Origin of the sequence: Pseudomonas izuensis (genome assembly GCF_009861505.1) — a bacterium.
Classification (GTDB): Bacteria; Pseudomonadota; Gammaproteobacteria; order Pseudomonadales; family Pseudomonadaceae; genus Aquipseudomonas; species Aquipseudomonas izuensis.
In genome coordinates this window covers 1-15,722 of the sequence record NZ_WTFT01000024.1, presented here as the reverse complement: position 1 = coordinate 15,722, position 15,722 = coordinate 1, and the positions used below count along the sequence as shown (strand labels likewise).

Annotated in this window: 17 protein-coding genes and 1 pseudogene; 8 read left to right on the top strand and 10 right to left on the bottom strand. The window is 57.6% G+C overall.

Annotated features, from left to right (window positions below; translation table 11 throughout):
* Positions 1–6: 6 nt before the first annotated feature.
* From trpD to GPL81_RS19740, 3 genes are all read left to right on the top strand, one after another.
* A complete protein-coding gene (gene trpD, locus GPL81_RS19750; RefSeq protein WP_096514724.1) occupies positions 7–1,056 on the top strand; it encodes an anthranilate phosphoribosyltransferase in 1,050 nt (349 codons plus the stop codon).
* Positions 1,053–1,889 carry an indole-3-glycerol phosphate synthase TrpC gene (trpC, locus tag GPL81_RS19745; protein WP_160108074.1) on the top strand — a complete coding sequence of 279 codons (837 nt, stop codon included), beginning with the start codon at positions 1,053–1,055 and terminating at the stop codon, positions 1,887–1,889. Before trpD ends, trpC begins: the two co-directional genes overlap by 4 nt.
* A 98-nt stretch (positions 1,890–1,987) precedes the next feature.
* Entirely contained in the window at positions 1,988–2,689 is a 702-nt protein-coding gene (locus GPL81_RS19740; protein ID WP_160108073.1) for a lipoate--protein ligase family protein, read from the top strand.
* Positions 2,690–2,699: 10 nt separating this feature from the next.
* On the opposite strand, the gene crp is transcribed toward GPL81_RS19740, so the two are convergent.
* Positions 2,700–3,344, bottom strand: coding sequence for a cAMP-activated global transcriptional regulator CRP (gene crp / locus GPL81_RS19735; RefSeq protein WP_096514730.1), 645 nt, complete (start codon positions 3,342–3,344; stop codon positions 2,700–2,702).
* A 230-nt stretch (positions 3,345–3,574) separates the two neighbouring features.
* Here crp and GPL81_RS19730 point away from each other — a divergent pair, with 230 nt between their 5' ends.
* Both GPL81_RS19730 and speD read left to right on the top strand, forming a co-directional pair.
* Positions 3,575–3,997, top strand: coding sequence for an OsmC family protein (locus GPL81_RS19730; RefSeq protein ID WP_008061600.1), 423 nt, complete (start codon positions 3,575–3,577; stop codon positions 3,995–3,997).
* Between the two features lie 238 nt (positions 3,998–4,235).
* The gene (speD, locus tag GPL81_RS19725; protein ID WP_096514732.1) at positions 4,236–5,030 is read left to right on the top strand and encodes an adenosylmethionine decarboxylase; all 795 of its coding nucleotides are present in this window, start codon (positions 4,236–4,238) and stop codon (positions 5,028–5,030) included.
* Positions 5,031–5,176: 146 nt separating this feature from the next.
* Here speD and coq7 read toward each other — a convergent pair whose 3' ends face one another.
* The 6 genes from coq7 to hemJ all read right to left on the bottom strand — a co-directional run bounded on the left by coq7 (position 5,177) and on the right by hemJ (position 9,702).
* Positions 5,177–5,824: a 2-polyprenyl-3-methyl-6-methoxy-1,4-benzoquinone monooxygenase gene (gene coq7, locus GPL81_RS19720; RefSeq protein ID WP_096515638.1), complete on the bottom strand. Its 648-nt coding sequence runs from the start codon at positions 5,822–5,824 to the stop codon at positions 5,177–5,179.
* A gap of 147 nt (positions 5,825–5,971) precedes the next feature.
* Positions 5,972–6,310 (bottom strand): histidine triad nucleotide-binding protein, encoded by a 339-nt coding sequence (locus GPL81_RS19715; RefSeq protein ID WP_007986008.1) that lies wholly within the window; start codon positions 6,308–6,310, stop codon positions 5,972–5,974.
* 77 nt (positions 6,311–6,387) lie between these two features.
* Entirely contained in the window at positions 6,388–7,176 is a 789-nt protein-coding gene (locus GPL81_RS19710; protein WP_160108072.1) for an SDR family NAD(P)-dependent oxidoreductase, read from the bottom strand.
* A gap of 61 nt (positions 7,177–7,237) precedes the next feature.
* Positions 7,238–8,194, bottom strand: coding sequence for a DUF805 domain-containing protein (locus GPL81_RS19705; protein ID WP_160108071.1), 957 nt, complete (start codon positions 8,192–8,194; stop codon positions 7,238–7,240).
* Between the two features lie 75 nt (positions 8,195–8,269).
* A complete protein-coding gene (locus GPL81_RS19700) occupies positions 8,270–9,238 on the bottom strand; it encodes an NAD(P)H-dependent flavin oxidoreductase (protein WP_160108070.1) in 969 nt (322 codons plus the stop codon).
* Positions 9,239–9,270: 32 nt separating this feature from the next.
* Entirely contained in the window at positions 9,271–9,702 is a 432-nt protein-coding gene (gene hemJ / locus GPL81_RS19695) for a protoporphyrinogen oxidase HemJ (RefSeq protein ID WP_096514740.1), read from the bottom strand.
* Between the two features lie 134 nt (positions 9,703–9,836).
* Between hemJ and argC the strand changes: the two genes are divergently transcribed.
* Both argC and erpA read left to right on the top strand, forming a co-directional pair.
* Positions 9,837–10,871 (top strand): N-acetyl-gamma-glutamyl-phosphate reductase, encoded by a 1,035-nt coding sequence (gene argC, locus GPL81_RS19690; protein ID WP_160108069.1) that lies wholly within the window; start codon positions 9,837–9,839, stop codon positions 10,869–10,871.
* A 168-nt stretch (positions 10,872–11,039) separates the two neighbouring features.
* Entirely contained in the window at positions 11,040–11,390 is a 351-nt protein-coding gene (gene erpA / locus GPL81_RS19685) for an iron-sulfur cluster insertion protein ErpA (RefSeq protein WP_007906865.1), read from the top strand.
* A 69-nt stretch (positions 11,391–11,459) separates the two neighbouring features.
* On the opposite strand, the gene GPL81_RS19680 is transcribed toward erpA, so the two are convergent.
* Both GPL81_RS19680 and GPL81_RS19675 read right to left on the bottom strand, forming a co-directional pair.
* Positions 11,460–12,551, bottom strand: a complete 1,092-nt coding sequence (locus tag GPL81_RS19680) for an anhydro-N-acetylmuramic acid kinase (protein WP_160108068.1) — start codon at positions 12,549–12,551, stop codon at positions 11,460–11,462.
* A gap of 3 nt (positions 12,552–12,554) precedes the next feature.
* Positions 12,555–13,970, bottom strand: a complete 1,416-nt coding sequence (locus GPL81_RS19675; RefSeq protein ID WP_160108067.1) for a peptidoglycan DD-metalloendopeptidase family protein — start codon at positions 13,968–13,970, stop codon at positions 12,555–12,557.
* Positions 13,971–14,181: 211 nt separating this feature from the next.
* Here GPL81_RS19675 and tyrS point away from each other — a divergent pair, with 211 nt between their 5' ends.
* On the top strand, positions 14,182–15,381 hold the full coding sequence (gene tyrS, locus GPL81_RS19670; RefSeq protein ID WP_160108066.1) for a tyrosine--tRNA ligase: 1,200 nt from the start codon (positions 14,182–14,184) through the stop codon (positions 15,379–15,381).
* 36 nt (positions 15,382–15,417) lie between these two features.
* Here tyrS and GPL81_RS31240 read toward each other — a convergent pair.
* Positions 15,418–15,722: pseudogene (locus tag GPL81_RS31240) on the bottom strand (hypothetical protein); the annotation flags it as partial.

The window sequence follows — 15,722 nt, the reverse complement described above, 5'->3', positions numbered from 1 at the left end:
CCTTTCATGAATATCAAGACAGCCCTGAGCCGTATCGTCGACCAGCTCGACCTCAGCACCGATGAAATGCGCGATGTGATGCGCGAAATCATGACCGGGCAATGCACGGACGCGCAGATCGGCGCGTTCATGATGGCCATGCGTATGAAAAGCGAAAGCATCGATGAAATCGTCGGCGCCGTCTCTGTCATGCGCGAACTGGCGGACAAGGTCGAACTCAAGACCCTCGACGGTGTAGTTGACGTGGTGGGCACCGGTGGTGACGGTGCCAATATTTTCAACGTGTCGACCGCTTCGGCCTTCGTGGTTTCGGCGGCCGGTTGCACCGTGGCCAAGCACGGCAACCGCGCGGTCTCGGGCAAGAGCGGCAGTGCCGACTTGCTGGAGGCGGCTGGTATCTATCTGAACCTGACCCCGGTTCAAGTGGCGCGTTGCATTGACAACGTCGGCATCGGATTCATGTTTGCCCAGACCCATCACAGTGCCATGAAATACGCCGCTGGCCCACGCAAGGATCTTGGCTTGCGTACCTTGTTCAACATGCTCGGCCCGCTTACGAATCCGGCTGGCGTGAAACATCAGGTGGTGGGCGTGTTCACCCAGGCATTGTGCCGGCCGTTGGCCGAGGTTCTGCAGCGGCTGGGCAGCAAGCATGTGCTGGTGGTGCATTCGAAGGATGGCCTGGACGAGTTCAGCCTGGCCGCGCCGACTTTTGTGGCAGAACTGAAAAACGACCAGATCACCGAGTACTGGGTCGAGCCGGAAGACCTGGGCATGAAGAGCCAGAGCCTGCATGGCCTGGCGGTGGAAAGTCCGGCGGCGTCCCTCGAATTGATTCGCGATGCCTTGGGTAAGCGCAAGACTGAAAACGGTCAGAAAGCTGCCGAAATGATTATGCTCAATGCCGGTGCCGCACTGTACGCCGCTGACCATGCCAGCAGCCTTAAAGAAGGCGTTGCCCTGGCACATGATGCGCTGCACACCGGCCTGGCTCGGGAAAAGCTCGAAGAATTGGGTGCCTTTACCGCGGTATTCAAAGTGGAGAATGAGGGATGAGTGTACCGACGGTTCTGGAAAAAATTCTGGCGCGCAAAGTCGAGGAAGTTGCCGAGCGTAGCGCTCGCGTAAGCCTTGCCGAGCTGGAAAGTCTGGCCAAGGCGGCCGATGCGCCCCGTGGTTTTGCCAAGGCCTTGCTGGCTCAGGCCAAACTGAAGCAGCCGGCAGTCATTGCCGAGATCAAGAAAGCTTCGCCGAGCAAAGGTGTGATCCGCGAGAACTTCATTCCCGCCGACATCGCCAAAAGCTACGAGAAGGGCGGCGCGACCTGCCTGTCGGTACTGACCGATGTCGATTACTTTCAGGGTGCCGACGCGTACCTGCAACAGGCCCGCGCAGCGTGCAAACTGCCGGTGATCCGCAAGGACTTCATGATCGATCCATACCAGATCGTCGAAGCCCGCGCCCTGGGAGCCGACTGCGTGCTGCTGATCGTCTCCGCCCTGGACGACGTGAAAATGGCCGAACTGGCGTCGGTGGCCAAAGGCGTCGGTCTTGATGTGCTGGTGGAAGTCCACGATGGTGACGAGCTGGAGCGGGCCTTGAAAACCCTCGACACGCCATTGGTCGGCGTGAACAACCGCAACCTGCACACCTTCGATGTCAGTCTGGAAACCACCCTCGACCTGTTGCCGCGCATTCCTCGTGATCGCCTGGTGATCACTGAAAGCGGCATTCTCAATCGTGCCGATGTCGAGCTGATGGAAATCAGCGACGTTTATGCGTTCCTGGTTGGCGAAGCGTTCATGCGCGCCGAGAGCCCGGGTACCGAGTTGCAGCGGTTGTTCTTCCCTGAGCGTGGCGTTCCTGTCAGCGGCTCAACCCTCGACTGAAAACCTGTTTGCAGGCAACCCGATTCCCTGTGGGAGCGGGCTTGCCCGCGATGAGGCCCTCAAATTTCCCAATGACCTTGAGTCTGCCGGAGTAGTCCATGTCGCTGCCAACCTCACTGACCATCGAAGCCGGCCTGCAAGCCGAACAGGATTTGTTGGCGTCAGTCTGTGCCGGCCACGCTGAATTCGGCCTGCTGTTCTGGCAGCCGAGCGATCGGGCTCTGGTCATGCCGCGCCGTTTAAATCGTCTGCCCGGATTCGATCACGCCTGTGAAGTGTCGGCCGCTGCCGGTTGGCCAGTGCTTCTACGCGAAACCGGTGGCGAGCCGGTGCCGCAATCTGCTTCGACAATCAACATCGCACTGGTTTACGCACCGCCGCGCAGCGAGGGTGATCTGAACCGCATCGAGTCCGGTTACCGGCGTTTGTGCGATCCGATCTGTGAGCTGCTGGACGAATTGGGTGGTACTTCGTCGCTGGGTGAAATCGAAGGCGCGTTTTGCGATGGCCGATTCAACGTCAATCTGGATGGACGCAAGATGGTCGGCACCGCCCAGCGCTGGCGCCAGAGTCAGGGCGGTCAGCGCCCGGTGGGGCTGGTGCACGGTGCAATGCTGCTGGATAACGAGCGCGATTCGATGGTTGCCGCGGTCAATCGCTTCAACGAGGCTTGCGGCCTGGAGCAACGGGTGCGTGCCGAAAGCCACATCGCCCTGCATGAGAAGTTCACGGCGCCAGACGCATTGGCACGTCTCGACGAACTCTACCGACAAATGCTCGCGCTGATGTTCGGCGCATGAGCCTTCGAACCTAGCGCGTACCGAAGACCACCATGGTCTTGCCTTTGACATTCACCAAGTTGCGCTCCTCCAGATCCTTGAGCACGCGACCGACCATCTCCCGCGAACAGCCGACAATTCGCCCGATTTCCTGACGGGTAACCTTGATCTGCATGCCGTCGGGGTGGGTCATCGCATCGGGCTGCTTGCACAGTTCCAACAGGCAGCGGGCCACGCGACCGGTCACGTCGAAAAACGCCAGGTCACCGACTTTGCGGGTGGTGTTGCGCAGGCGTTGTGCGATTTGTCCGCTTAACACGTAAAGAATGTCTGGATCCTGCTGCGACAGTTCGCGGAACTTCGCGTAGCTGATTTCCGCGACTTCGCATTCGACCTTGGCGCGCACCCAGGCGCTGCGCTCCTGTTCCAGGCCTGCTTGCTCAAACAGACCCAGCTCGCCGAAAAAATCCCCGGCGTTCAGGTAGGCGATGATCATTTCCCGACCGTCGTCGTCCTCGATCAGGATCGTGACCGAACCTTTGATGATGAAGAACAGCGTTTCCGAGCGGTCGCCGGCACAAATGATGTTGCTCTTGGCCTGATAGCGACGGCGTTGGCAATGCATCAGCAGCTTGTCGAGGTTCTTGATTTTGGGTGTGGGGGCAATAGCAACCATGGTTGTATCCCGAAAAGACTGCACGGTATGTTTGGTTTTTTTATGAATTGCGGTAGCGGCGGCAAAGCTGGCTATGCGCCAGCGAATTGGCGTCAGCTTAACAGACACTTCCTGCAACATTCGAGCATTTACCTACGAGGCGGATGGTTAAGTCCCAGGAAGGCGAGCGCTGTCAATCAAGAGGCCTGTGCTAAGCTGGCGACCCTTTTTTAGACAGTGGAGTCTTGGCGATGAAGGCACGCATCCAATGGGCTGGCGAAGCCATGTTCCTCGGCGAATCCGGCAGCGGTCATGTCGTGGTCATGGACGGTCCGCCCGATGCCGGTGGTCGTAACCTGGGTGTCCGGCCGATGGAAATGCTCCTGCTGGGTGTAGGCGGTTGCAGCAATTTCGATGTGGTCAGCATCCTCAAGAAATCCCGGCAGGCAGTCGAGAGCTGCGAAGCCTTCCTCGAAGCCGAACGTGCAACCGAAGATCCGAAGGTATTCACCAAGATCCACATGCACTTCGTGGTCAAGGGACGTGGGCTGAAAGAAGCCCAGGTCAAGCGCGCCATCGAGCTGTCTGCCGAAAAGTATTGCTCGGCGTCGATCATGCTTGGCGCCGCCGGTGTCGAGATCACCCACGACTACGAAATCATCGAACTCGGTTGAATCGACATTCAACTATCATAAAAGCAGTGCAGACTCTGGCGATCCCCAGCTGACGTCTGCATAATGCGCCACTTTTTTCAGGGTAGTGGCCCGTCAGCCGACAGGCCGCATACCCGAACAGACAACCAAAATCGCCATCGCGAAGAGGTGTTAACCGTCCTACGCAGGTGCGTCGTTCGCATCTGACGGGCATGCTTGATCACGCGGCCGGGCCGCAATACATAGAGAGTTTTTAACGGTGAAAAGCAAACTCAAGCTCCACGGGTTCAATAACCTGACAAAGACCTTGAGCTTCAACATCTATGACATCTGCTATGCGGAAACCCCGCAAGACCAACAGGCTTACGTCGAGTACATCAATAAAGAGTACAACGCCAAGCGCCTGACGCAGATCCTCACAGAAGTTGTCGATATCATTGGTGCCAACATCCTGAACATCGCCAGTCAGGACTACGAGCCGCAGGGCGCCAGCGTCACGATTCTGATCTCGGAAGAGCCGGTGACCCCGACTGACAGCCAGATCGAAGAGTCCCCGGGTCCATTGCCCGAAATCATCCTGGCCCACCTCGACAAGAGCCACATCACGGTGCACACCTACCCGGAAATCCATCCGGATGACGGTATTGCCACCTTCCGTGTGGATATCGACGTGTCGACGTGCGGGGTCATTTCACCGCTCAAAGCGCTCAACTTCCTGATTCACCAGTTCGATTCGGACATCGTGACCGTGGATTACCGTGTGCGCGGCTTCACCCGTGACGTCGAAGGCAAGAAGCACTTCATCGACCACGAGATCAACTCGATTCAGAACTACCTCTCCGAAGACACTTACGACGCGTACCAGATGACCGACGTGAACGTGTACCAGGAAAACCTGTTCCACACCAAAATGCTGCTGAAGAACTTCGAACTGGATAACTACCTGTTCGGTGATGCCACCAGCAACCTGTCTGCCGAGCAACGTGCTCAGGTGACCGAGCGTGTGAAACACGAAATGCTCGAAATCTTCTACGCACGCAACATGTCGAACTAAGATTTTCGAACAAAAAAAGGCGACTACCTCACGGCAGTCGCCTTTTTTATTGCCAACACAGAACCCCTGTAGGAGCAAGGCTTGCCCGCGATAGCGTCCTGGAGATCGCCATCGCGGGCAAGCCATGCTCCCACAAGAGCGCTTTATCAGATCCGATAAGTACTCTTGGTCATCACCTTGGCCATCAAACTCATCCCGAACTTCACCGGCGCAGGAAAACGGAAACCGCCAGCCTCCAGTGCACTTTCGGCATGTTGCTCTTCATCAATACGCATCTGCTCAAGGATCGCCCGGGACTTTTCATCCTCCGCCGGCAGTTGCTCAAGGTGTTCGTTCAGGTGTTTGCACACCTGATCTTCCGTTGCCGCGACAAACCCCAGGCTGACTTTGTCGCTGATCAGCCCGGCAACCGCGCCAATCCCGAACGACATGCCGTAGAACAGCGGATTGAGAATGCTGGTATGGCTGCCCAACTGATGGATGCGTTGCTCGCACCAGACCAGATGGTCGATTTCTTCTTCGGCGGCATGTTCCATGGCAGCCCGGACTTGGGGCAACTTTGCGGTCAGGGCCTGGCCCTGGTAGAGCGCCTGGGCGCAGACTTCACCGGTGTGGTTGATGCGCATCAGGCCGGCAACGTGGCGGGTGTCTTCGTCGCTCATTTTTGCATCCGGCTGCACGATGGCCGGCGACGGACGGTACGGCTGACCACTGAAGGGCAACAAGGTACGCATCGCCGCATCGGCTTGCAGCAGAAGACGGTCAATCGGCGAGTAGTGACGTTGGGTAGTCATGTTGACCTCCGGAGGAATCTCGGCGGCCAGTTTAACCCAATCGGCCGGGGAAGGTTTGCGCTGGGTCATTGTGCAGCCGTTGCCATGACAATGCCGTGATGCCTTTGTGGGAACGGCGTTGCGCCGCTCCCGCAGGGTTTGTTCAAATCAGCCCGGCGGCCAGTGCATCTGACGTTGCCCAAGTACGTGCATATGAATGTGATAGACGGTCTGTCCACCTTCTTCATTGCAGTTCATGACGACGCGGAAGCCTTTTTCGCAACCCAATTCCAGGGCCAGGCGCTGGGCGGTGAACAGAATATGTCCAGCCAATGCCTTGTCGTCCTCGGTCAGGTCGTTCAAGGTGCGCACCGGTTTTTTCGGTACCACCAGAAAATGCACTGGCGCCTGTGGGGCGATGTCGTGGAAGGCCAGTACCTGGTCGTCCTCGTAGATGATCTTCGCCGGGATTTCCCGGTTGATGATCTTGGTGAACAGAGTATCCACAGCTGTTTTCTCCGTTGTTTGGGCTGGCCTGAGTGTACTCAGGGCTTATGCCCGAGCCCAGCTTTTTACCAGGCCGGTCAGCGTGGGCAGTAAGCCTTGTTGACCATGCCGGTGATGGTCCGGATCAGCCAGCGCGAGCCGAACCGGGGCAGGGCGGCGAACCAGCGGTTGCGCCGCCCGGGAATAATGATTGCGCGATTTTTCTCCAGGGCCCGAACGGTATAGAGCGCGACCTCCTCCGGACTCATCAGCAGTTTGCTGCCGGCCAGTTTGTCTGCGTTCAACTGCGCGGTGCGGAAAAACGCTGTGCGGGTCGGGCCGGGGCAGAGCACCGAAACCTTGACCGCACATTTTTTCAGCTCGACGCGCAAACCTTCGGAAAAGTGCAGCACATAGGCCTTGCTCGCGTAATAAGTGCTCATCCATGGACCAGGATGGAAGGCTGCTACGGACGCGACGTTCAGAATCTGTCCGCCGCCTTGCAATGCCATGCTGTTGCCAATGGCGTGGCACAGACGGGTGAGCGCCAGAATATTTACTTCAATCAGGTCCTGCTCCGTCATCCAGTCCTGCGCCAGGAACGGTCCGCAAGTACCTATGCCGGCACAATTGACCAGCAGGTCGATCTGTCGGTCGCCTTCCTCCAGCTCCAGCAGAAACCCTGAAAGCCGAAGCGGTTCACCCAGGTCGCAGGCACGGAACAACACTTCCACGCCAAAACGTTGAGTCAGTTCAATCGCAATACTTTCCAGCTGATCACGCTGTCGGGCCACCAGTATCAGGCTGCGGCCTCGCCGGGCCAGCGCTTCGGCCATCGCCAGGCCGATGCCGCTGGAAGCGCCGGTGATCAGAGCGTAACGGGTCATGCAGTTCTCCATCGCAACAGCTCCGCGCCGCGACGCAGGTGTCGCGCGCAGGGAGCGCTGTTCATTCTTGCGCAGAGTCTACAGGGGGCTGGGCTTCTTCGGCTGCATCGTCGGTTGAATTTGCAGGTGATTGGGTCTCAACGTCGATTTCATCGGTGATCCCCGAACCACTTTCGTAGCTGCTTTCCAGGCTGCTTTCGTATTCCTGCTGGATTGCAGAGATCCCTCCGAGCATTGCACCGACAAAAACCAGACCAATAAATACGATCCACAATGAGCACAGCACTTTGACCGCCGTGCTGTTGGGTGGGGGAGGCGGGCCATAACGATTGGCACCTGCGTTGCCTGGCATGACCATGATCACCAGCGGGAAGAAACTGCCCACGAAGGGGACGAAGTTCAGCAACCAGAGCCACCCAGACCAGCCAATATCGTGCAGGCGCTGCACGCTGAACAGAGCGCTGACAATCACGAACGCGAGGAACAGGAAGAACGCAAAAATGCCGCCGATGATCAGGCCTGCGGTGGAGTCACCACTGACAAGCCCGAGGCCGATGAGCGCGAACACGCCGACAATCGGCAGGGTGATCAGGCTCAGCACCATGGTCCAGGCGAGAAAGCGCAGGCGGCCGATCCGCCCATCGACACTGAACGGCTTGAGGTCTGAGAACTCGGGTACGCGTTCGCCAACACTGGCTCGCGGTGGGGCGTAAGGGGATTCGGGTTCTGCTGGAGTGTCCACCGGGGTGTGAGGGTGAATGTCAGACAGGTGCATTTCGATTGAAGGCTCGAGCTCGATTCGGGCGTCGATGCCGGTATTCTTCAGGGCTTGCAGATAGGCCTGCGCCTCGGCCTGTGACAGTTCGCGCTTGAGCGTGACCGGTTGGCCGTTGAACAGGCGCTCGATGGCGGCTACTTCGCTTTTGTACAGTGCGGCGAGATTGTGCTTCGCAGTGGTGATATCAACACCGGGCAGTAGCGTGCCGTCGAATACGATCTTGTACCGGTTCTCGCTCATTGCCGAGGCATCCTTGTCGCGCGTGTTTGAGTAGATTCAGTGTAAGGCCGACCAAGGATGGCCGGCCCTGATTTTTCAGCGTGGCCAGCGTTGCCGCAGTTGCCCGGACTGTTCCAGTGCCTTGCGGTATTCGGCGTCGAGGCGTGCTACCAGTTGATCGACGCTCGGCAAATCATCGATTTCACCCACACCCTGGCCCGCGGACCAAACGGTTTTCCAGGCTTTGGCTTCGTCGCTCAACGGCTTGAGTTTCGAGCCGAAATTGACTTCACCCTTGTTTTGCAGTGCGGCCATATCGAAACCGGCGGCCTCAAGGCTCTGGCGCATGAAGCTCGCCGGTACGCCCGATACAGCAGGAGTATGGATGATGTCTGCCGCTCTGGATGTCAGCAGCATCTCTTTGTAGGCCTCAGGCGCGTGACTTTCGGTGGTGCCGATAAATCGCGTGCCGAAGTAGGCCAGATCCGCACCGAGCAGTTGCGCTGCGAGTATTTCGTGACCATGGTTCAGGCACCCGGCCAGCAGCAGCGTCTTGTCGAAGAATTGGCGGATCTCGGCGATTAGCGAGAATGGGCTCCAGGTCCCGGCATGCCCGCCGGCACCTGCAGCGACCGCGATCAAACCATCCACACCGGCTTCGGCGGCCTTCTCGGCATGGCGGCGTGTCGTCACGTCATGAAACACCAGGCCGCCATAGCTGTGGACGGCATCGACCACTTCTTTCACGGCGCCAAGGCTGGTGATCACGATCGGCACTTTGTGCTCGATGCAGATTTCCAGGTCCGCCTGCAATCGTGGATTGCTTTTGTGGACAATCAGGTTGACCGCGTACGGCGCGGGATTCTCCAGTGTCGCCAGTCCGGCTTCGATTTCTTCCAGCCATGCCTTGAAGCCGCTGCTCTCGCGCTGGTTCAGCGCCGGAAAGCTGCCCACCACGCCATTTCGGCAGCAGGCAAGCACCAGTTGCGGATTGGAAATCAGGAACATTGGCGCTGCCACCACGGGCAGACGTAAACATTGTTCAAGCAAAGCGGGCAGTGACATAGGATGACCCCCGGTGAGTTATTCCTGTTGGTTTAGAACGGCCGAACGACGACCAGAATGACGATTGCCAGCAATATCAGAACCGGCACTTCATTGAACCAGCGATAAAAGACATGGCTGCGGGTGTTTTCGCCACGGGCAAAACGCTTCACCTGAGCACCGCACATGTGGTGGTAGCCGATCAGCAACACCACCAGGGTCAGCTTGGCGTGCATCCAGCCACCCTGGCTGAAGTAGGCTCCCGGATTAAGACTGATCAGCCAGCCACCGAAAATCAGCGTAGCGATCATCGCCGGGCCCATGATGCCGCGATACAACTTTCGCTCCATGATGCTGAAGCGTTCCTTGCTGACAGTGTCCTCGCTTTGGGCGTGATAAACGAACAGGCGCGGCAGGTAAAACAGGCCGGCAAACCAGCATACGACGCTGATGATGTGAAAAGCTTTGAGCCACAGATAAAGCATTTTGGTTATTCCCAGGTTCACGGTAGCCCGGATAGTAGAGGCTTGAGCCTCCGATCGTCACCTTGCCGGTTGTCGCAGGGGCGCGCGGCCCCTATTATCGACGGCTTTCCAGTGGGTTCGTTGAGGGCAGGTTTATGGTCAAGGTCGGTATCGTCGGCGGCACGGGTTACACCGGTGTCGAACTGCTGCGTCTGTTGGCACAGCATCCGCAAGCAGAAGTGGTCGTCATCACTTCCCGATCCGAGGCCGGCCTCGCCGTTGCCGACATGTATCCGAACCTGCGAGGCCACTACGACGGCCTGGCATTCAGCGTTCCGGACATCAAAACCCTGGGCGCTTGCGATGTGGTGTTCTTTGCAACACCTCATGGCGTTGCGCATGCCCTGGCGGGTGAACTGCTGGCGGCCGGAACCAAGGTCATCGACCTGTCTGCGGACTTCCGTCTGCAGGATGCCGATGAATGGGCCAAATGGTACGGCCAGCCGCATGGTGCGCCGCAGTTGCTGGAGGAGGCTGTCTACGGTCTGCCGGAAGTCAACCGCGAGCAGATCAAACAGGCGAGCCTGATTGCTGTGCCGGGTTGCTACCCGACCGCAACGCAGTTGGGTTTTCTGCCATTGCTTGAGGCTGGTCTGGCCGATGCTTCGCGCCTGATCGCTGACTGCAAATCCGGCGTCAGCGGTGCTGGTCGCGGCGCATCTGTAGGGTCGTTGTACTCCGAAACGTCGGAAAGCATGAAGGCCTATGCCGTCAAAGGACACCGTCACTTGCCGGAAATCCGCCAGGGTCTGCGTCGTGCCGCAGGTAAGGACGTTGGTCTTACCTTCGTTCCACATCTGACACCGATGATCCGTGGCATTCACTCGACGCTCTACGCAACCGTTGTGGATCGCTCGGTCGATCTTCAAGCGCTGTTTGAAAAGCGTTACGCCAATGAGCCGTTCGTCGACGTCATGCCGGCCGGCAGCCATCCGGAAACCCGTAGTGTACGGGGTGCCAACGTGTGCCGTATCGCGGTTCATCGTCCACAGGACGGTGATCTGGTGGTTGTGTTGTCGGTGATCGACAACCTGGTCAAAGGTGCGTCGGGCCAGGCGGTACAGAACATGAACATCCTGTTCGGGCTGGATGAGCGTCTGGGCCTGTCCCACGCCGGCATGTTGCCGTAAGACTTTACTGCACACAGTGAAAAGGCCCGTTGAACGGGCCTTTTTGCATTCCGGGCTGACGATTGGGATGGTTGATATACCATAACAATAGTTGACCGATTTTCTAGGACAAGCGGATAATGCGCGTCATCACGCATTATGGCGGCGTAACGCCGGGAGATAGTCAGCATGAGCGTCGAATCCTTCACCCCCACGGCTTTGCAATTCACCCACGGTGCCGCGCACAAGGTGAAGAGCCTGGTCGATGAAGAGGGGAATGATCGCTTGAAGCTGCGCGTATTCGTTACGGGCGGCGGTTGTTCAGGTTTTCAGTACGGCTTTACCTTCGATGAAGAAGTGGCCGATGACGACACCATCGTCGAGCGCGAAGGTGTGAGTCTGGTTGTCGATCCGATGAGCTTCCAGTATCTGGCAGGTGCGGAGGTGGATTACCAGGAAGGTCTGGAGGGTTCGCGTTTCGTCATCAAGAACCCGAACGCGACCACTACCTGTGGCTGTGGTTCGTCGTTCTCGATCTGATCAGCGCGCCGGTATCATCAAAGCGCCGCGTGGCTTCAAGGCCCTGCGGCGTTTTGCTGTCTGGAGCAATCAAGCGGGGTAGATGGCGCCGAGTACACGCAAGCCACGGGCGCCAGTGACGCTTGGGCGATTGGCTGCAATGCCCTCGAGGCAGCAGTAGGCCAGCCAGGCGAAGGCCATGGCTTCGACCCAGTCCGGGTCTACACCGTACGCGGATGTGCTGCTGACGTTTGCCTTCGGCAGCAGGCTGGCCAGGCGATTCATTAGTGTTGTGTTGTGCGCGCCACCACCACAGACCAGCACTTCCTGAGTATTCGACTGAGCACTTTGCAGTGATTCGACGATAGTCAGTGCGGTCAATTCAAGTAGCGTTGCCTGTACGTTTTCGGCGGCAAAGGTCGGTAGCCGGGTCAGGTGCTGCATCAGCCACGGCAGGTTGAATACTTCGCGACCGGTACTTTTCGGGCCTTGGGTCATGAAAAACGGATCGCTGAGCAGTGCCTTCAGCAGTACCGGTTCAACCTTGCCACTGGCAGCCCATTGGCCATCGCGGTCAAAGTTGTCGCCGCGTTGCTGGTGAATCCACGCGTCGAGCAATACATTTCCCGGGCCGCAGTCAAAGCCGGCGACAGGCTGGCCGGGTTCGATCAGGCTCAGATTGCTGAAGCCGCCGACGTTCAGTACGGCTCGGTTGCCGGCCTGTTCTTCGAACAAGGCTTCGTGAAAAGCCGGGACCAGAGGCGCGCCTTGTCCGCCAGCAGCAACGTCGCGACTGCGGAAGTCGCTGACGACTGAGATGCCAGTCAACTCGGTTAGCAAGGCCGGGTTGCCGATCTGCACCGTAAAACCGCGCGCCGGTTCGTGGCGAATAGTCTGCCCATGGCTGCCAATCGCGCGAATGTCGTCAGGTGTGAGTTGCTGTTTTGCGAGAAGGGCGTGAATGCCCTGTGCGGCCAGTTTCACCCAGTTCTGCTGGGCGATGGCGGAGCGGGCTATCTCATCCGGACCGCTGGCGCACAAGCCAAGCAGCTCGGCGCGCAGGGATTCGGGCATGGGGATGTAGTGCGTCGCGATCAGTCTGATCGCCGGGGCCAGTTCGATCAGCGCAATGTCCAGGCCATCGAGGCTGGTTCCGGACATCACACCTATATAGAGCGTCATGGCTTAGCGCTTCGAAGCCAGCATGGTGGCTTTCTCTTGGTCCATGCGCGCCATCAATGGCTGGCTCTGCGCGAGGAAGCGCGAGCGTTCTGCCTTCGAGATCGGATCGGCCATTGCCACTTTCTGCCCCAGCGGGTCGACGTGCACGCCGTTGACCTGGAACTCATAGTGCAAGTGCGGGCCGGTAGACAGGCCGGTGGTGCCAATGTAGCCAATCACCTGGCCCTGTTTGACATTGCTACCGGTCTGGACGCCTTTGGCGAAGCCCTGCATGTGGCCGTACAGCGTGCGATATGTATTGCCGTGCTGGATGATGACGGTGTTGCCGTAACCGCCGCGACGGCCAGCCAGCAATACTTTGCCGTCACCGGCCGCCTTGATGGGAGTGCCGCGTGGCGCTGCGTAGTCGACGCCTTTATGGGCGCGGATCTTGTTCAGGATCGGGTGTTTGCGGCCCATGGAGAACTTCGAGCTGATGCGGGCGAAGTCTACCGGGGTGCGAATGAACGCCTTGCGCATGCTGTTGCCGTCAGCCGTGTAGTAACTGCTGTTGCCTTGTTTGTTGGTGTAGCGCACGGCGGTATAAGTCTTGCCGCGGTTGGTGAAGCGCGCGGACAGGATCGGACCGTTGCCGACCGCCTTGCCGTTGACGACTTTCTGTTCGTAGATCACGTCGAACTCGTCACCCTGGCGAATATCCTGGGCGAAGTCGACGTCATAGCCGAATACGCTGGCCATATCCATGGTCAGGCTGTGGGACAGGCCGGCACGAGCGGCAGATTGCGACAGCGAACTGTTGATCACGCCGTGAACATAGGCGGAGCGCACGGTCGGCTTTGCGGTAACGCGGTTGAACGTGTAGCCCTTGTCATTCTTGGTCAGCGTGATGGTTTCGAGGTCGCTGACCTTGCTGTGCAGGTTTGTCAGCTGTCCATCCGGGTTCAGTTCGAATTCGAGTTTCTGTCCGTGCTTGAGCTGGCTGAACTGCTTGGCCTGCTTGTCGCTGGCCAGCACTTCATGCACCGAAGTGGTCGGAAGACCAACCTTCGCGAACAGCGTGGAGAGCGTATCGCCCTTGGTGACGATCACTTCCCTGTGGTTTGGCGCCTTCTTTTGTTCGGCAACCGGCGCGGGTGCGGCTTGAGCGGTTTCCTGAGTGACTTCTGCACTGTTATCGATCTGCGCGAAAGGAGACGCTGCGGGTTCATTTGTGGCTTGGACGGCCTCGGCAGCGTCTTGATCTTGTGTCAGTTGTTCAACAGGGCTTTCCAGTTCGAGACTCAGTGTCGTCTTTTTTGCTTCAACATCACTGGAAGGAAATACCAGAAGCGCCAGGCTCAGAAGAGCGGCGATGCCACTTGCAGCGAGCAGGTGGGTCTTCGGGTAAAGCGGCGGCGCTTTAGACGATTCTTTGGTCATAAGTAATTTTGACTTTGAAAAAGATGAATTGGAAAAGATGAATGACATGATGAATATGAAATAACTGTATAAAATATAACCAAATCATCTCTGAAGCAAGTCTGTGGATACTCGGTCTGCGGATTGGTGTCCGTGTGCCGGGCAAACCTTGTATTTGACGTGCGATCTTGTATGGTTGTTTCCCTTTGAATTCGAGCCTTGCGGGTCTGTTATGAAGTCGGTTGAAGAGCAGCTAGCGCTGATCAAACGTGGTGCGGAAGAACTGTTGGTCGAGTCCGAGCTGATTGAGAAGCTCAAGCGCGGCCAACCGCTGCGTATTAAGGCGGGCTTCGATCCGACTGCGCCGGATTTGCACCTGGGCCATACCGTGCTTATTAACAAGCTGCGTCAGTTCCAGGAGCTGGGTCATCAGGTGATCTTCCTGATTGGCGACTTCACCGGGATGATCGGTGATCCGAGTGGCAAGAGTGCGACGCGTCCTCCATTGACTCGCGAGCAGGTTCTTGAGAATGCCGAGACCTACAAGACTCAGGTTTTCAAGATTCTTGATCCGGCTAAAACCGAAGTTGCTTTCAACTCCACCTGGATGGACCAGATGGGGCCGGCCGACTTCATTCGGCTGACCTCGCAGTACACGGTCGCACGCATGCTCGAGCGCGATGACTTCGACAAGCGCTACACGACCAATCAGCCAATCGCCATTCACGAGTTCCTCTATCCGCTGGTTCAGGGGTATGACTCGGTCGCCTTGCGTGCTGATGTCGAGTTAGGCGGTACCGATCAGAAGTTCAACCTGCTGATGGGGCGCGAGCTGCAGCGCAGTTATGGTCAGGAAGCTCAATGCATTCTGACGATGCCATTGCTTGAAGGTCTGGATGGCGTGAAGAAGATGTCCAAGTCCTTGGGCAACTACGTAGGTATCCAGGAAGCGCCGGGCGTGATGTACGGCAAACTGGTTTCCATCCCTGATGCGTTGATGTGGCGCTACTTCGAATTGCTCAGTTTCCGCTCCATGGATGAAATCAATGCCCTGCGTGCTGATGTGGAGGCGGGTGCCAATCCGCGTGACATCAAGATCAAGCTGGCTGAAGAGATTGTTGCGCGTTTCCATGGTGAAGAGGCTGCTGCCAATGCTCATCGTGCGGCAGGTAATCGCATGAAAGATGGCGAGCTGCCGGATGATCTGCCTGAGATCGAATTGTCCGCTGCCGAAGATATGCCAATCGCTGCCGTTCTTAATAAGGCGGGGCTGGTGAAGAATTCGGCCGTTGCACGAGATCTTCTGGGTTCTGGTGGTGTGCGTATAGATGGTGAGGTTGTTGATCGCTACTTTATATATAAGCTTGGGGCGACCCATGTTTGCCAGGCGGGGAAGAAGGCATTTGCGCGCATTACGCTCAAATCCGAATAAACCTGAAATAAAGGGTTGACGGCGAATTTTAGAAGCCTATAATTCGCCCCACTTCCGGCGCAGTCGAAACGGAAAACTCCTTGGTAAACAATGAGTTACGTAGTTTTCGGCAGCAGGTTGCTTCAGGTCATCGAAGCCGAAGGAAGTTGAAAAAGAGGTGTTGACAGCAGCGAGTAACGCTGTAGAATTCGCCTCCCGCTGACGAGAGATCGACAGCGCAAGTGGTTGAAGTTGCAGAGGAAACTTTGAAAACTTCGAAAAATAACCGCTTGACAGCAAATGAGGCTGCTGTAGAATGCGCGCCTCGGTTGAGACGAAATTGCTTAACCAACCGCTCTTTA

Excerpts from the sequence above, each read along its gene's own strand:
- trpD (WP_096514724.1), top strand. The coding sequence starts at position 7 with ATGAATATCAAGACAGCCCTGAGCCGTATCGTCGACCAGCTCGACCTC.
- trpC (WP_160108074.1), top strand. The coding sequence starts at position 1,053 with ATGAGTGTACCGACGGTTCTGGAAAAAATTCTGGCGCGCAAAGTCGAG.
- GPL81_RS19740 (WP_160108073.1), top strand. The coding sequence starts at position 1,988 with ATGTCGCTGCCAACCTCACTGACCATCGAAGCCGGCCTGCAAGCCGAA.
- crp (WP_096514730.1), bottom strand. The coding sequence starts at position 3,344 with ATGGTTGCTATTGCCCCCACACCCAAAATCAAGAACCTCGACAAGCTG.
- GPL81_RS19730 (WP_008061600.1), top strand. The coding sequence starts at position 3,575 with ATGAAGGCACGCATCCAATGGGCTGGCGAAGCCATGTTCCTCGGCGAA.
- coq7 (WP_096515638.1), bottom strand. The coding sequence starts at position 5,824 with ATGACTACCCAACGTCACTACTCGCCGATTGACCGTCTTCTGCTGCAA.
- GPL81_RS19710 (WP_160108072.1), bottom strand. The coding sequence starts at position 7,176 with ATGACCCGTTACGCTCTGATCACCGGCGCTTCCAGCGGCATCGGCCTG.
- GPL81_RS19705 (WP_160108071.1), bottom strand. The coding sequence starts at position 8,194 with ATGAGCGAGAACCGGTACAAGATCGTATTCGACGGCACGCTACTGCCC.
- GPL81_RS19700 (WP_160108070.1), bottom strand. The coding sequence starts at position 9,238 with ATGTCACTGCCCGCTTTGCTTGAACAATGTTTACGTCTGCCCGTGGTG.
- hemJ (WP_096514740.1), bottom strand. The coding sequence starts at position 9,702 with ATGCTTTATCTGTGGCTCAAAGCTTTTCACATCATCAGCGTCGTATGC.
- argC (WP_160108069.1), top strand. The coding sequence starts at position 9,837 with ATGGTCAAGGTCGGTATCGTCGGCGGCACGGGTTACACCGGTGTCGAA.
- erpA (WP_007906865.1), top strand. The coding sequence starts at position 11,040 with ATGAGCGTCGAATCCTTCACCCCCACGGCTTTGCAATTCACCCACGGT.
- GPL81_RS19680 (WP_160108068.1), bottom strand. The coding sequence starts at position 12,551 with ATGACGCTCTATATAGGTGTGATGTCCGGAACCAGCCTCGATGGCCTG.
- GPL81_RS19675 (WP_160108067.1), bottom strand. The coding sequence starts at position 13,970 with ATGACCAAAGAATCGTCTAAAGCGCCGCCGCTTTACCCGAAGACCCAC.
- tyrS (WP_160108066.1), top strand. The coding sequence starts at position 14,182 with ATGAAGTCGGTTGAAGAGCAGCTAGCGCTGATCAAACGTGGTGCGGAA.